The organism is Streptomyces sp. DSM 116795, from assembly GCF_055792905.1.
In genome coordinates, this window is record NZ_CM147707.1 from 6,035,552 (window position 1) to 6,050,251 (window position 14,700).

The 14,700-nt window shown below is 71.2% G+C and carries 14 protein-coding genes; 7 read left to right on the plus strand and 7 right to left on the minus strand.

Annotation, left to right across the window (positions count from 1 at the left end; translation table 11 throughout):
* Positions 1 to 165 precede the first annotated feature (165 nt).
* The 3 genes from ACSMXX_RS26010 to ACSMXX_RS26020 form a co-directional block, all read right to left on the minus strand.
* Positions 166 to 1,092 (minus strand): Mut7-C RNAse domain-containing protein, encoded by a 927-nt coding sequence (locus ACSMXX_RS26010; protein WP_473181111.1) that lies wholly within the window; start codon positions 1,090 to 1,092, stop codon positions 166 to 168.
* On the minus strand, positions 1,089 to 1,397 hold the full coding sequence (locus ACSMXX_RS26015; RefSeq protein ID WP_473181112.1) for an acylphosphatase: 309 nt from the start codon (positions 1,395 to 1,397) through the stop codon (positions 1,089 to 1,091). Before ACSMXX_RS26015 ends, ACSMXX_RS26010 begins: the two co-directional genes overlap by 4 nt.
* 152 nt (positions 1,398 to 1,549) lie before the next feature.
* Positions 1,550 to 2,017: an excalibur calcium-binding domain-containing protein gene (locus ACSMXX_RS26020; protein ID WP_473181113.1), complete on the minus strand. Its 468-nt coding sequence runs from the start codon at positions 2,015 to 2,017 to the stop codon at positions 1,550 to 1,552.
* 248 nt (positions 2,018 to 2,265) lie between these two features.
* On the opposite strand from ACSMXX_RS26020, the gene ACSMXX_RS26025 reads away from it, so the two are divergent.
* Positions 2,266 to 2,934, plus strand: coding sequence for a nucleoside/nucleotide kinase family protein (locus tag ACSMXX_RS26025; RefSeq protein WP_473181114.1), 669 nt, complete (start codon positions 2,266 to 2,268; stop codon positions 2,932 to 2,934).
* A 36-nt stretch (positions 2,935 to 2,970) separates the two neighbouring features.
* Here the strand turns inward: ACSMXX_RS26025 and ACSMXX_RS26030 are convergent, their stop codons facing one another.
* Complete coding sequence (locus ACSMXX_RS26030) at positions 2,971 to 3,675, minus strand: type 1 glutamine amidotransferase (RefSeq protein WP_473181115.1); 705 nt, start codon at positions 3,673 to 3,675, stop codon at positions 2,971 to 2,973.
* 57 nt (positions 3,676 to 3,732) lie between these two features.
* On the opposite strand from ACSMXX_RS26030, the gene ACSMXX_RS26035 reads away from it, so the two are divergent.
* The 3 genes from ACSMXX_RS26035 (at position 3,733) to ACSMXX_RS26045 (ending at position 6,050) form a co-directional block, all read left to right on the plus strand.
* Entirely contained in the window at positions 3,733 to 4,197 is a 465-nt protein-coding gene (locus ACSMXX_RS26035; protein WP_473181116.1) for a type II toxin-antitoxin system PemK/MazF family toxin, read from the plus strand.
* 221 nt (positions 4,198 to 4,418) lie between these two features.
* The gene (locus tag ACSMXX_RS26040) at positions 4,419 to 5,234 is read left to right on the plus strand and encodes an MHYT domain-containing protein (protein WP_473181117.1); all 816 of its coding nucleotides are present in this window, start codon (positions 4,419 to 4,421) and stop codon (positions 5,232 to 5,234) included.
* A 99-nt stretch (positions 5,235 to 5,333) separates the two neighbouring features.
* Entirely contained in the window at positions 5,334 to 6,050 is a 717-nt protein-coding gene (locus tag ACSMXX_RS26045) for a PIG-L deacetylase family protein (RefSeq protein ID WP_473184973.1), read from the plus strand.
* Here the strand turns inward: ACSMXX_RS26045 and ACSMXX_RS26050 are convergent.
* The 3 genes from ACSMXX_RS26050 to ACSMXX_RS26060 form a co-directional block, all read right to left on the minus strand.
* Positions 6,025 to 7,386: an MFS transporter gene (locus tag ACSMXX_RS26050; RefSeq protein ID WP_473184974.1), complete on the minus strand. Its 1,362-nt coding sequence runs from the start codon at positions 7,384 to 7,386 to the stop codon at positions 6,025 to 6,027. The two genes, ACSMXX_RS26045 and ACSMXX_RS26050, sit on opposite strands and share 26 nt — an antisense overlap.
* Before the next feature lie 205 nt (positions 7,387 to 7,591).
* A complete protein-coding gene (locus ACSMXX_RS26055; RefSeq protein ID WP_473181118.1) occupies positions 7,592 to 8,203 on the minus strand; it encodes a methylated-DNA--[protein]-cysteine S-methyltransferase in 612 nt (203 codons plus the stop codon).
* Between the two features lie 242 nt (positions 8,204 to 8,445).
* Complete coding sequence (locus ACSMXX_RS26060; RefSeq protein ID WP_473181119.1) at positions 8,446 to 9,336, minus strand: glycerophosphodiester phosphodiesterase; 891 nt, start codon at positions 9,334 to 9,336, stop codon at positions 8,446 to 8,448.
* Positions 9,337 to 9,495: 159 nt separating this feature from the next.
* On the opposite strand from ACSMXX_RS26060, the gene uvrB reads away from it, so the two are divergent.
* The 3 genes from uvrB (at position 9,496) to ACSMXX_RS26075 (ending at position 14,477) form a co-directional block, all read left to right on the plus strand.
* Positions 9,496 to 11,628, plus strand: a complete 2,133-nt coding sequence (gene uvrB / locus ACSMXX_RS26065) for an excinuclease ABC subunit UvrB (protein WP_473181120.1) — start codon at positions 9,496 to 9,498, stop codon at positions 11,626 to 11,628.
* Positions 11,629 to 11,829: 201 nt separating this feature from the next.
* Positions 11,830 to 12,408: a TerD family protein gene (locus ACSMXX_RS26070; RefSeq protein WP_473181121.1), complete on the plus strand. Its 579-nt coding sequence runs from the start codon at positions 11,830 to 11,832 to the stop codon at positions 12,406 to 12,408.
* Positions 12,409 to 12,497: 89 nt separating this feature from the next.
* Complete coding sequence (locus ACSMXX_RS26075) at positions 12,498 to 14,477, plus strand: TerD family protein (protein ID WP_473181122.1); 1,980 nt, start codon at positions 12,498 to 12,500, stop codon at positions 14,475 to 14,477.
* Positions 14,478 to 14,700: the final 223 nt, after the last annotated feature.

Consider the following 14,700-nt stretch of genomic DNA (forward strand, 5'->3'; position numbering starts at 1 on the left):
GCGCACCCCCAGGGATGCTTCCGCGCAAAATCGGTCCGGTCCTGTGACCTGGGATGTGACGCGCGTCGCGCGCAAGCCGTACGGCCGGTACGCCGGGTGCGGGCAACCGGCAGGCGGCGAAGGGGTGTTGAGGCCTGTCCGGGAGCCGGCCGGGTGGTTTACGGCTTATGCCTGATCCGGGCGCGGTTGCGAACCCCGTTCCGAACGCGCACCCGGGCGCGGGCCGTTGGCGGCAGCGCCGCCCTCCGCGCCCGTACCGCCGCCTGCTGTGCCCGTGCCTGTGCCTGTGCCGTCCGCGCCCGAGCCCGTGCTCACGTCCGTGTCCGTGTCCGCGCCCCCGCCCGTCGCCTCGCGCGCCGCCGCCACCAGCGTCTCCAGCCGGTCGCTGTGCGCGCCCCGCCAGAAGACGCGGAAGCAGGAGCGGCAACGTACGAAGCTGTCGTACGTACGCCGCGTGCCCGCCCGCAGCAGGGGCGCGACCTCGGACTTGGCGACCGGCGACAGCGCCCCGTTGCAGGCCATGCAGCGGGTCCACGGCTCCAGAGGGGGCGCGAACCGGTCCAGGACGTCGAGGAGTTGGTCGTCAGGACGGTCGCCCCGCACATATGCGCCCAGCCACAGCGACCGGCGCAGCAGCAGCCCGCGGTCCTGCGTGAGGAGCACCCGGCGCTCGGCGTTGGCCTGCGCGAGCAGCCCGTCGTCGGAGGCGTCGTTGCCGTAGACGGTGTCGAGTCCCACGAGGCGGAGGCGCCTGGCCAGCGCCCCCAGATGGACGTCGAGCACGAAGCGCGGCGGCCCCGGAGCGGGAACGGGCTGCGGACGCGGGACGGTTGCCACATCGGCGACCTCCGCGTCGCGCGGACGGTACGAGGGGGCGACCCGCCGGCCGGCTGACTCTGCTGACTCGCCCGCGCCGCGTACGGTCAGCCCGCCCACCTCCGTGAGAGGCACGCCGAGGGACTGGATGACATGACCGAGTGTCGATGTCCCGTCATGGGACATGTCCGTTCCGCCGGAGCGCCGGTGCCGCGCGGCGAGGAAGAAGAGCAGGCCGTCGGCGAAGCGGAGCCGGATGTGCTGCGGGTGATTCACGAGCCGCCGTCGGGCGGGGGAGCGGAGTCGTGCGGCGTGGGACGGACCTCGAAGCCCGTGAGCCCCTCCGGCTGCTCCTCGTACACCTCCGCGTTCTCCACGCTGGCCGTCGGCGGGCCCTCGTGCGCCCAGTCGACGAGCTGCTCGACGGCGCCCGTCTCGCCCTCGAAGACCGCCTCGACGCCGCCGTCCGGGAGGTTGCGGACCCATCCGTTCACGCCCTGGGCCGTCGCCGTCGCACTGCAGGTGTCGCGGAAGAACACGCCCTGCACGGCGCCTGAGACGATCACGCGCTTGCGGTACATCGGCCGGACACCTCCGGTGGATCATCCTGTGCGGCCCGGGGCGCTGACGCCGGTGGATCACTCGTCCAGGACCCGGTGGATCACTCGTCCAGGATAGGGACATCACGGGCGGGTGATCCACCGGAGCGGCCGTGCAGCCGTCCCCCGGCCGGTCAGATGTCGCAGCCGACGCCGTCCCCGTCACGGTCCAGATGCCGTCCGTAGCCCGGCTCGCCCTTGTGCACGGGGGCCGCGCCCGCGGCGCGCGCCTCGGAGCAGTTGCCGTAGTGCACGGAGCCGGCGCCTCCCGAGCCCGGGTCCCCGGCGGCGGGCGCCTCCGCCGTGACGGTGACCGTCGTCCTGACCTTCACCTTCTTGGTCTCGGTGACGGTGGGCACCGGCTCGGCCTCGGGCGTGGCCGTCTCGGTGACGGTCGTCGTGGCCGTCGGGCGCGGTGTCGTGGATGTCCTCGTGCCGTCGTCGGGAGGTGAGTCGGCCGCGCCGGTCGTGCCCAGGGCGAAACCGAAGAACCAGGTGAGGAAGAGCCCCGGTATCAGCACGCGCTTGCGCGCCCATCCCGGAGTGCGGGGCGGGCCCGGGTACGGCGGGAACGGCCGGGGCTGAGGCTGACCGGGATGCATGGGCGGGCTCCCCTCGCGAAGTGAGGCCGCAAGTGTGGCCCGATATGGGGAAGTTGAGGAGAAGTAGTGATGAAAAAGCGGAGATATCAATCGAATTGAGACCTGCGTGTGCGTGCCGTATCGCCTCGCCGGAGCCGGCTGCCCGCGCCCCACCCCGCCGCATCCCATCGCATCCCGCAGCACCCCGCAGCACCCGCCCGCCGCGTGCGCGCATGCGCGTCGCGGCCGGTGCACGTCACGATGGGTGGGTGCGACTCGAACCGGTCACCTGGGAGATCCTCACCGAGCAGCTCGCCGAACACGTCGCCGGGCAGGCGTCCGCCCCCGGGGACGGCAGCGCGTGGCACCGCGTCGCCGTCGACGGCCCGCCGCCCGCCCCTACGGGCGAGCTCGCGGCGCAGCTGGCGGAGGCTCTGCGGCTGCGCGGCAGGCCCGCCCTGGTCGTCGACGCCGACGGCTTCCTCCGCGCGGACTCCCTTCGCTTCGAGTTCGGCAAACAGGACCCCGACGCGTACTACGACCTCTGGTACGACACCGGAGCCCTGTGGCGTGAGGTCATCGGCCCTCTCGACTCCGGCGGCGACGGCCGCGTCCTTCCCGATCTGCGCGCTCCGTCCGCCGACCGGCCCACCCGCAGCCCGTACGTGCAACTTCCCCCGGGTGGCGTGATGTTGCTGCACGGACCGTTCCTGCTCGGTCATTGGTTTCCCTTCGACCTGTCGGTGCATCTCGGGCTCTCCGCGGGCGCGTTGGAGCGGCAGACACCGGCGGACGAACGGTGGAAGCTGCCGGCCTTCGCCCGTTACGCCGAGGAAGTGGCCCCCGAAGCGGCCGCCGATGTCTGCGTACGCGCCGACAAACCGCGGCATCCGGCGTGGAACGGCCCGCCACGGCACGGCAGTCCGCCGCCGGCGTGACGGCGGACCGGACAAGCGCACGGGGAACCGCCCGGCTCAGGCACCGTTCAGGGCGAGGGACGCGAACCGGTCTGCGAATCCCTGCCAGTTCCTGAGTGACTCCGGCTCGTCGCGCTCGGCCGTGCGGACCAGCTCGTCCCGGTCGAAGCCCTGCCGGCGCAGCGCCTCCGCGTCCCAGCCCTGGATGTGCTGCGGCGTCGCCTCGGGATGGAACTGCACGCCCCACGCGGACTCCCCGACACGGAACGCCTGTACGGGACAGCGCTTGCTGCTCGCCAGCCAGTGCGCGTTCCGGGGGAGCCTGCTGATCGCGTCGACGCGGTGCTCGATCGCCTTCACGCGGGCCGGCAGCCCTTTGAAGAGCGGATCGTCCAACGCCTCGGGACGCAGCGTGAGTTCGGTGCTGCCCGACTCCGGCAGCCCGTGCTCCGCCCGTACGGTCCCGCCGGCGACGTACGCCAGGAGCTGCGCGCCCAGACAGATTCCGAGCACCGGCACTCCCGTACGCAGCGCCTCCTCCGCCAGCGCGCGGACAGGGGCGAGCCAGGGCGCGCGGTCGTCGGCGTCCGGCATGTAGCCGCCGCCGAGAACGATCAGACTCCGGTGCCCCGTCAGGTCCTCCGGCAGCCGCCCGCCGTCCCAGGCGTGTACGACGTCCAGACCGAGGCCCTGTTCGGCGAGCCGGCTCCCGAAGCGGCCCGGACCTCCCGCCGGGGTGTTCTGCACCACGAGAGCACGCACTGTTCCGCCCGCCTTCCGTCGTCACGCCCTGCCCCGGGACGGCGATAGGTTCCCGGCATGAGCCATTCAAGCAACGAGGTCCACGACGGCGCACAGGAGTATCCGGGCAGGAGCGGCCACGCGGCGACCGAGGAAGTGGAACCGGCGGACGTCGGCAGGGTGCGCACCGCCTACGCCCCGGATCCGGACGGCGATCCGGACCCGGGCGAGATCGTCTGGACGTGGGTTCCGTACGAGGAGGACGACGGCAGAGGCAAGGACCGTCCCGTGCTGATAGTGGCCCGGGAGGACCAGGGGACGGTGCTCGGCGTCCAGTTGACCTCGCGGGAACGCGACGGTCAGCCCGGGTGGCTGCCGCTCGGCGCCGGTCCGTGGGACCGGAGCGGACGTGACTCCTGGGTGGGCACGGAGCGGGTGCTGCGGGTCCACCCGGACGGGATGCGGCGTGAGGCGTGCGCGCTGGACAGGGCACGGTTCAACCGGGTCGTGCACCGCCTGCAGCAGATCTACGCCTGGCGTTGAAACCGTCCGGTCCGGGCCCTCCCCGGGAACGGCCCTGGCGCCGTCCGGGCAGCGGACCGTGGGAACCAGGCCCGGCGCAATCACCCTGGACAGCTGTGAAGGTCTTGTCCAATGGGGCGCGCGCGGGCGCACGGGTACCTAACATGAGTCCCCCGCACGTGTGTTGACCAAGTGATGGTTCTGTGGCCATTCATGCACGCTTCCTGATGGGGTGACGGACGATGTTCCGTACCGCTGCGGCGCAGCCGGAGGTACTCGTGTACGGGCCTGTCACGCCGCTGTTGGCGTACGCCATGGCCTGCCTGGGAGGCGCCCTCGGGCTCAGGTGCGCCATGCGTACGCCCGGCGCCGCACGCCGCAGAAGGGCGGCATGGCTCCTGCTCGGCTCCGTCGCCGTCGGCATGGGGATCTTCACCATGCACTTCGTTGCGATGATCGGCTTCCGCGTCGGTGAGGCGCCGATCGAGTACGACATGCTGATGACGTACGGGAGCCTCGTCCTCGCCGTCCTTGTCTCCGCCTTCGCCCTGTTGCTGCTCGCCGGCCGTCGCGCCTGGCTGGGGGTCCTCGGCGGGGGCCTGATCCTCGGGCTGGGCGTATCCGCCACGCACTACCTGGGGATGATGGGCATGCGCGTCCCGGGCGCGGTGCGGTACGACGAGCGGATCATGGCGATCTCCGCCGCCCTCGCCGTCGTCGTGACGACCGCGGGGCTGTGGTGCGCGACACGGGTGAGGCACATGGGCGCCTCGCTGGCCGGCGCACTGATCATGGGACTCGGCTTCATCGGGATGCACTACACCGGCATGGCTGGGATGTCGGTACGCCTCTACAACGAGGACGGCGCGGTCGGCAGCTCCTCGTCGCTGGGCACGCTCACGCCCGTACTCATCGGGCCGGTGCTTCTTCTGCTGCTGATCACGCTGTTCGTGAGCCTCGATCCGATGATGGAGCGGGACGGCCGGCGGAAGTGGGGAACACGTCCCGGGGAGGGCACCGGCGAGAAGCTGGAGTGGGTCCCCTTCGAACAGCGCTGACCCGGGCGGCCGGGAGCGCGGCACGGGCGTCCGGCACGGGAAGAACCGGAAGGCAGGTGGAAGCGGGTGGCTCCGAACCCCGGTGAGCAACTGGCGGCGATGCCCGGCGACTGGGAGCGCGCCCTCGCGGTAGTGGCGCACCCTGACGACATGGAGTACGGGGCGGCCGCGGCCGTCGCCGAATGGACCGCCGACGGCAAACAAGTCTCCTACCTCATGGTCACGCGCGGCGAGGCGGGCATCGACGGGCTGGAGCCCGCGGAGTGCGCCCGGGTGCGTGAGGCCGAGCAGCACGCCAGCGCCCGTACGGTCGGCGTCACCGCGGTCGAGTTCCTCAGCCACAGGGACGGCGTGATCGAGGAGGGCGTGCCGCTGCGCCGGGACATCGCCGCCGCCGTACGGAAGTGGCGGCCGGAGCTCGTCGTGACGATCAACCACAGGGAGTCCTGGGGCGGCACGACGTGGAACACCCCCGATCACCGCGCCGTGGGCCGGGCCGTCCTGGACGCGGCCGGCGACGCCGGGAACCGCTGGATCTTCCCCGAGCAGCTCGTCTCGGGTGTGGAGGGCGCCTGGGGCGGTGTGCGCTGGGTAGCCGTCGCCGGTTCACCGCAGGCGACGCACGCGGTGCCGGTGGGGAAAGGGGCGGTCGACCGGGCCGTGGCTTCGCTGTCCGAGCACCGCGCATACATCGCCGCGCTCAGCGACGAACCCGTGGAGAGCTATGCCCGCTCCTTCACCGAGTGGGCCGTCGGGCTCGGCGCGGAGCGGTTCGGCGGCCGGGACTGCGTCACTTTCGAGCTGTATCCGCGGTGACGGCGGCTGAGGGCCCCAGGCCCTGCAGCGTCAGGACGAGGACCGGTATCAGCAGCGCCGCCGCCAGTGCGCTGAGCCAGCCGTAGCCCGCCTGCGAGACGACGAGCCCGGACAGCGCACCGCCGGCGCCCGCCGCCGCGTTCATCGTCAGATCGGACAGGCCCTGTACGGCGGCACGGGCCGGCTGCGGCACCGAGTCGGTCAGCAGCGCCGAGCCCGATACGAGCCCCGCCGACCAGCCGAGGCCGAGCAGGAACAGGCCGACGCCCGACTGGGTGTGGTGGCCGTCCGCGGTTCCCGCGAGAGCGGCGGCACAGGCGAGCAGCACGACGGAGAACAGAATCACGACCAGCCGTCCGAGGCGGTCGGCGAGCCAGCCCATCACCGGCGAGAACGCGTACATGCCCACGATGTGCGCGCTGATGACGACGCCGATCAGCTCGATGCCGGCACCGTGTCTGCCGAGGTCGACGGGTGTCATCACCATGATCGAGACCATCGCGGTATGTGCGACGGCGATCGTCACCAGGGCCAGCCGGGCGTGCGCGGACGCGGTGACGGCGGCGAAACCGGCACGCAGCGAACGGTCCGCGTTCCCCGGGCGGAGCTTCGCGACCACGGGCGGCCGCGGCCTCGCGCCGACGGTGCCCGCCTCACCTGATCCGGCGGCGGAAGCGGCAGCAGCGGCAGCGGCGTCGGCCTCGGCAACGGCCTCTCCCTCGACGGCGGTCCCGGTGCCGTCCGCCTCGTCCGCCTCGTCCGCCTCGGCGAGGGCGCGGGCCGTGAGCAGCGGGTCGGGACGCAGCAGCACATGGACCAGGACGGCGGTGACGAGGAAGACCGCCGCGCCCCATGCGAACGCCCCCGCCGTCGCGGGAACGCCGAGCCAGGTGACCGTGTCGCCGGCGGGCCCGGCGATGTTCGGGCCGAGCACGGCACCGACCGTGGTCGCCCATACGACCAGAGAGATGGCGCGCGCACGCTGCCCCGGCTCGGCGAGGTCGGCGGCGGCGTACCGGGCCTGGAGGTTGGCCGAGCTGGCCGCGCCGAACGCCGTCGTGCCGAACAGCAGAAGCGGAAAGTTGCCGAGCACGGCTCCGGCGACGACGACAGCGCCGCCCGCGGCCCCGATGACGTACGCGAGGGTCAGCCCGGCGCGGCGGCCGCGCGCCGCCATGAGTGATGCGAGGGGCAGTGACAACAGGGCCGTACCGATGACGGCCGAGGTCGAGGCGAGCCCGGAGAGCGCCTCGGAGCCGCTGACCTCCTTGGCCAGCACGGCCGCCAGTGTCACCGCGGTGGCTACTCCGAGACCGCCGAGCATCTGACTGACCATGAGCACGACCGCGGTACGGCGGCGGAGCCGCGTCAGCTCCGCGCCCCGTGGGAGCGGCGGACGGCCGGCACGGGAGCCTGACCTGTCAGGTGCGTCCGCGGCGTTGTTGGTGTCGGTCACGCCAGGCAGTCTGGCAGGCCGGGGCGCATACGCCTACGGGGTTTCGCGCCTCGCCGGGAGGGCGGGCCGTCAGCAGCCGCCCGCATCAGAACAGCGGCTCCGGAAGCAGCCCTTCGAGGGCGAGCAGCGTGCGCTTGGTCTCCCGTCCGCCGCCGAATCCGCCGAGGCCGCCGCCGCTCTCGACGATCCGGTGACACGGGACGACGACCGGCAGCGGATTCGAGCCCATGGCCGTGCCGACGGCCCGGGCGGCCCCAGGTTCGCCCACGCGGTCGGCGAGATCCTGGTAGCCGGCCGTGGCTCCGTACGGCACGGACGCCAGCAGCTCCCGGAGCACCTTCTCGTTGAAGCCGCCCGAGAGCGACCAGTCCAGGGCCACGGTGAACTCGCGGAGCTCACCGCGGAAATAGGAGTCGAGCTCCGCGGCGGCACTTGCGAGGACGTGGCCACCGGCGGGACCTGCGGAGTCGGAGTCTCCTCCGGGGCCCGGATCCGCGGCCCCGTCCGCACGGGCCGGCGGCGAACCCAGCCGGCCGGTGATCCGGGCGAGGGCCCGGTCAGCGGTCGCCGTATCGGCGTGGAAGGCGACATTGACCAGGCCCTCGTCGGTCGCGGCGAGCAGCAGGGGGCCGACAGGGGTGTCCCGCACCGTCCAGCTGGAGGCGCGGGCTGCCGTACTCGCCGTTGTCTCGTTCATGCGGCAACCGTAGAGGGCCCCTCTGACAGTTGCCGGACGCGCGATGTCCGTCGGGGAGAAGAGGGAGTGGGGGACTGAGGGAGGAGTGGGGACAGAGAAGCGGGGCCGAGCCACTCCGGGAGAGATGTGGGGGACAGAGAAGTGGGGGGGTAGAGATGTGGGGGTCAGGGAACGGAGGCGGTCATAAGACCGGCCACTGCGCGGAGCGGTCCGGCGCGGACCCGTCCGGCCGACGGTCCGGCTCAGCCGCCCGTCGCGTCCCGGACGACGTCGGGGAAGTTGCTGATGATGCCGTCCACACCGGCCTTGTCGACCGAGCGCGCGGTCGATGCGTCGTTCACCGTCCATGTGAAGACCTGCATCTGCTTCCCGAGAGCGCCCTTGCGCGCGTGCACCGCGTCGACGTAGTCCTTCGTCACGGTCGAGTGCGTCGGGTTGATCTGGTCGGTGAACTTCGCGTACGAGTCCAGCTCCGAGACCTTCGGATTGCCCAGGAACCCCGTCTTCACGCCCGAGTTCAGGACGTGCGTCGTCCGTACCGAGTTGGCGTTGAAGCTCTGGATGACGAGCTTGCTCTTCAGGTGCGAGCCGTCCAGCCAGCCCTCGCTGCGCAGCTCTCTGAGCGTCTGCGCCTCGATGCCCGGGTACAGCTCAGGGGCCTTGAGCTCCAGCAGCAGCTTCTGGTCGCTCTTGGTGATGTGCTTCAGATACTGCTCCAGAGTGGGGACCTTCTCACCCGCGTAGTCGTCGCTGAACCAGCTTCCGGCGTCCAGGCGGGCGATCTCCTTGGCCGTGAAGTCGGAGACCTTCCACGGTGAGCGCTTCGGGTAGAGGGACTCGGCGTTGGTCGTACGGGAGAGCGTGGTGTCGTGCATGACGACGAGCTCGCCGTCCTTGGTGCGCTGTACATCGTTCTCGACCCAGTCGAAGCCGAGTTTGTCGGCCTTCCTGACCGCCGCGAGCGTGTTCTCCGGCGCATAACCGGAAGCTCCGCGGTGTGCCACCGTGACCGGCGATTTGCTGCTGGTGGTGTCCTGGCGCGCGGCCGCTTGGGCCGGGGACGCGGTGAGAGTGAGAGCGGACATACCCAGGAGCACACCGGTGGCGGCGGCTACTGCACGGCGCATCGACATACGGGGACTCCTCGCGTTCGTGCGAACACTGTCAGCTAAAGGCTTCCCGTTGTGCGATACACGGAAGCAGAAGCGGAGTGTCGTGGGTGTGAACGTGGTGCGACTGTTCCGTCCCGCTGCGTGAGCCCGTTGTCAGTGGGGGGTCGTACCGTGGTCTGCATGCGGCCGCAGACCCAGATCGAACGTACGGTGGCGCCTTTCGAGGTCGTCAGCCCCTACCAGCCCAGCGGTGACCAGCCCACCGCCATCAGTGAGCTGGCGCAGCGCGTCAGCGGGGGCGAGAAAGATGTCGTGCTGCTCGGGGCGACGGGCACCGGCAAGTCGGCCACCACGGCCTGGATGATCGAGAAACTCCAGCGGCCGACGCTGGTCATGGCGCCGAACAAGACCCTGGCCGCGCAGTTGGCGAACGAGTTCCGCGAACTCCTCCCGAACAATGCGGTGGAGTACTTCGTCTCGTACTACGACTACTACCAGCCGGAGGCGTACGTCCCGCAGACGGACACCTACATCGAGAAGGACTCCTCCATCAACGAGGAGGTCGAGCGCCTGCGGCACAGCTCGACGAACTCGCTGCTGACGCGGCGCGACGTGGTCGTCGTAGCCTCCGTCTCCTGCATCTACGGTCTGGGCACCCCCCAGGAGTACGTCGACCGCATGGTGCCGCTCAAGGTCGGCCAGGAAACGGACAGGGACGAACTGCTGCGCCGCTTCGTCGAGGTGCAGTACACGCGCAACGACATGTCGTTCACGCGCGGCACCTTCCGGGTCCGCGGCGACACCATCGAGATCTTCCCGGTCTACGAGGAACTGGCCGTCCGCATCGAGATGTTCGGCGACGAGATCGAAGCCCTCTCCACGCTCCACCCCGTCACCGGCGAGGTCATCTCGGACGACGAGCAGCTGTACGTCTTCCCCGCCTCGCATTATGTCGCCGGCCCTGAGCGCATGGAGCGTGCCGTCACGGGCATCGAGGCCGAGCTGGAGGAGCAGCTCGCGTCGATGGAGAAGCAGGGGAAGCTGCTGGAGGCGCAGCGGCTGCGGATGCGTACCACCTACGACATCGAGATGATGCGCCAGATCGGCACCTGCTCGGGCATCGAGAACTACTCCCGTCACATCGACGGCCGTGAGCCGGGCACCGCCCCGCACACGCTGCTCGACTTCTTCCCCGACGACTTCCTTCTCGTCATCGACGAGTCGCACCAGACGGTCCCCCAGATCGGCGCGATGTACGAGGGCGACGCCGCCCGCAAGCGCACATTGGTGGAGCACGGCTTCCGGCTGCCCTCGGCGATCGACAACAGGCCGCTGAAGTGGGAGGAGTTCGTGGAGCGCATCGGCCAGACGGTCTATCTCTCGGCGACCCCCGGGCCGTATGAGCTCTCCCGCGGCGACGGCTTCGTGGAGCAGGTGATCCGTCCGACGGGCCTCGTCGACCCGGAGGTCGTGGTCAAGTCCACGGAGGGCCAGATCGACGACCTCGTGCACGAGATCCGCACGCGCGCGGAGAAGGACGAGAGGGTGCTGGTCACCACCCTCACCAAGAAGATGGCTGAGGATCTGACCGAGTACTTCCTGGAGTTGGGGATCCAGGTCCGCTACCTCCACAGCGACGTCGACACGCTGCGCCGCATCGAGCTGCTGCGGGAGCTGCGCTCCGGCGAGTTCGACGTGCTGGTGGGCATCAACCTGCTGCGCGAGGGGCTCGACCTGCCGGAGGTCTCGCTGGTCGCCATCCTCGACGCCGACAAGGAGGGCTTCCTCCGCTCCGGCACGTCCCTGATCCAGACGATCGGCCGCGCCGCGCGCAACGTCTCGGGCCAGGTGCACATGTACGCGGACAAGGCGACGCCCGCCATGGAGAAGGCCATCGAGGAGACGAACCGCCGCCGCGAGAAGCAGATCGCGTACAACAAGGAGCGGGGCCTCGACCCCGAGCCGCTGCGCAAGAAGATCGGTGACATCGTCGCCGACATCGCCCGCGAGGACATTGACACCGAACAGCTCCTCGGCTCCGGGTACCGCCAGGAGAAGAAGGCCGGCGCCGACCGTACGGGCAAGGGCAAGGCGCCCACTCCGGCGAAGTCGGCGGGCCGGAAGCAGCGCGCGGGCACGGAGGTGCTCACGGACCGCCCCGCCGCCGAACTGGCCGAGACCATCGAGCAGATGACCGAGCGGATGCGGGCCGCCGCGGCGGAGCTCCAGTTCGAGGTGGCGGCCCGGCTCCGCGACGAGGTCTCGGAACTGAAGAAGGAGCTGCGGCAGATGAGGGAGGCCGGGCTCAAGTAGCCCGCGGCGCCCGAGCCGCTCCGGGCTACGGTGCATGCGGGCAGCTGCGGGAAGGGCGTCGGCGCAGCTGAGCCGCAGGTGAGTGTTGCAAGAGCGACACAAAGCCGGACGCCCTGACCGGGTGCTTCGCGTGCATGCGTAGGGTCGGAGAGTGACCGCCGTCGCGAGCGGACGGCAGCGGAAAGTGAGAGGGGTAGTCACGTGTCGGTGAACTTGTCCAAGGGACAGGCCATCAGCCTGCAGAAGGAGGACGGGGGCAACCTGTCTGCGGTGCGGATGGGACTCGGCTGGAAGGCTGCCCCGCGCCGCGGTCTGTTCGGCAAGCGCAGCAAGGAGATCGACCTTGACGCTTCGGCGGTGCTGTTCGCGGGCACCGAGCCGAAGGACGTGGTCTTCTTCCGTCATCTCGTCAGCGACGACGGCTCAGTGCGGCACACCGGCGACAACCTCGTCGGCGGAGCCGGGCAGGGGGGCGACGACGAGGCGATCATGGTGGATCTGCAGCGCATCCCCGTCCACATCGACCAGATCGTCTTCACGGTCAACTCCTTCACGGGGCAGACCTTCGAAGAGGTGGAGAACGCCTTCTGCCGTCTCGTCGACGAGAGCAACGGGCAGGAGCTGGCGCGCTACACGCTGACCGGCGGCGGCCAGTACACCGCTCAGATCATGGCCAAGGTGCACCGGCAGGGCAGCGGCTGGCAGATGACGGCCGTCGGCGCGCCGACCAACGGCCGTACGTTCCAGGACTTGATGCCCGCGATGGTGCCCCACCTCTGAGCCGCCCGTAACGGCGCAACTCAGCAGGGGAAGACGGGGATGCGGCGGCAGGCGCGGCCGTCGCCGGACGGTGAGAAGGGGGAGCGAGGATGACGGCCGAGCTGGTTCGGGGGCAGAACCACCCGTTGCCGGAAGCCCGTCTGGAGATCCGGGTCACCTCGGAGCGGCCGGTCATCGCCGGTGCGACGCTCAACGACCAGGACGGCAGGATGCGGGAGGAGGGGTGGATAGCTCACCCCGCGCAGCCGCAGCTGCCCGGCCTGGAGGTGTCCCGGCAGGCAGCGGCCGAGCACCGCCTGGCGGTTGACCTCGACGCCCTGCCCGAAGCCGTCCACTGCGTCAACGTGCTGCTCGCTCTGCCCACCGGGGCAGGCGGGCCGGTGCGGTTCGGGGAGCTGGCGCCGCCGCTCGTGACCGTCACCGGGCTCGACGGAGCCGGGATCGTGAGCTGCACACTCACCGGGCTCGACGCGGAGTCCGCCGTCCTCGCGCTGGAGCTCTACCGCCGTCAGGGCGGCTGGAAGGTCCGCGCGGTCGGGCAGGGTTACGCCGGCGGGCTCTCCGCGATGCTCGCAGACCAAGGACTGCTCCGCGCCCAGGAGTTGGCCGCGACGATCAATGACGCCGTGGCCGCCGGCAGGGACCGCTCCGTGGCTCCGCCTCCGCCCCGTACGGACGGGGAGCGCTCCCGCGAAGCCACCGTCGGCGCCGCGGGGGGCATCGCCGACAGCGGCGCGGGCGCGGCCACCGCCGCCGGCGACGGCCGCATCAGCTACCGGCATCCCGGTCGCGCCGCCGCGCCGCCGCCGTCCGCACCGTCGTCTTCCGGCACGTCCCCCGCACCCGGCCGGACACCTGCAGCCGCATCCGCGCCACCGGGGTCGCCGGAGCCGGGCCCGCACGTGCCGGTCGCAGGCGACGCCAACGGCTGGAGCATGGACGAGCGGCTGTACAACCAGATCTGGGACATGTTCGAGGACTTGGCCCGTACGGTCGCGGCCTACCGCTCCGCAGTCGACTTCGCCGAGTCGCGGATGGAGCAGGAGCTGGACAAAGTGCTCTCCGACCCGCGCACACGCGTCGGCCCCGCGGCCGACGCGGCACGCAGCGAGGCGCGCACCAAACAGACCCGGCTCGTCGAGCAGGCCCGTGAGGTTCTCGACCGTGACCTGGGGCAGCTGAGCGCGGAGGCCGACGTCGTCGAACCGGCGCTGCCGCCCGCCTACGCCCGCTGGGACAACCCCGTCTGGCACGGCTACCGGCCGCCGTTGGAGACGCCGATGGCCATGCGCCTGGGCGACCTCGCACTTCCCGAGAGCGCCGGTCTGCGGATCCCGATGCTGGTGCGCCTGCCGCTGGAGCGGGGCCTGTGGATCGACAGCGGTCGCAGCGGCGCGTCCGGCTCCTCCGCTACGGGCCCGGCCGCCGCCTCGGTGGTGAGCTCCGACGAACTGCGCCGTCTCGCGGCGGAGACCGCGACCGCCGTCGCCGCACGTCTGGCTGCGGTCTATCCCGCGGGCGACTTCACGCTCCACGTGATCGATCCGGCGGGCTCCGCCTCGGCCGCGCTCGCGCCGCTCGTCGAGAGCGGCGTGCTGCCCGTGCCGCCCGCCTCGGGCCCCGCCGGTGTGAGCACCGTGCTCGAACAGCTCACCCGCCGCGTCGACTTGGTGCAGATGGCGGTCCGCAGCCGCGCCACGGACGCGCTGCCCGCCGATCTCGACACCGCCGAACAGCTCCTCGTCGTCCACGACTTCCCGCACGGGTTCGATGACCGCGCCGTCACACAGCTGCGCTATCTCGCCGACGAGGGCCCGTCCGTCGGAGTCCATCTGATGATGGTCGCCGACCTTGAGGACGCCCGCGCATACGGGCCGGTGCTCTCACCGTTGTGGCGGGCGCTGCTGCGCATCACGCCCGTCCCGGACGATCACCTGGCCGATCCGTGGGTCGGTCATCACTGGACGTATGAGCCTCCGCTCGTGCCGCCCGGCAGCCAGGTGCTGACGAAGGTGCTGGGCCAGGTCGCGTCGGAGCGCGCACGGCGCACGCACGAAGCGGAGGGCTGAGCCGGGCCGCGGTACGAGCCGAGCGGCGCGCCCCGGCCCCAACCCCGGCCATGCGCCCCGACCCCGGCCACGGTCCCGGCCACGGCCCTGGCACATGGCCCTTCTTGGGATGTGCCCCGGCTTCTGCCCTGCCTGCGCCCGGCCCTGTGCCCTGACTTGAGCCCCGGCCCATCCAGGCCTGTGCCCTGACCTGGTTCTCTTTACGTTTCCTTGGCATTGCTTT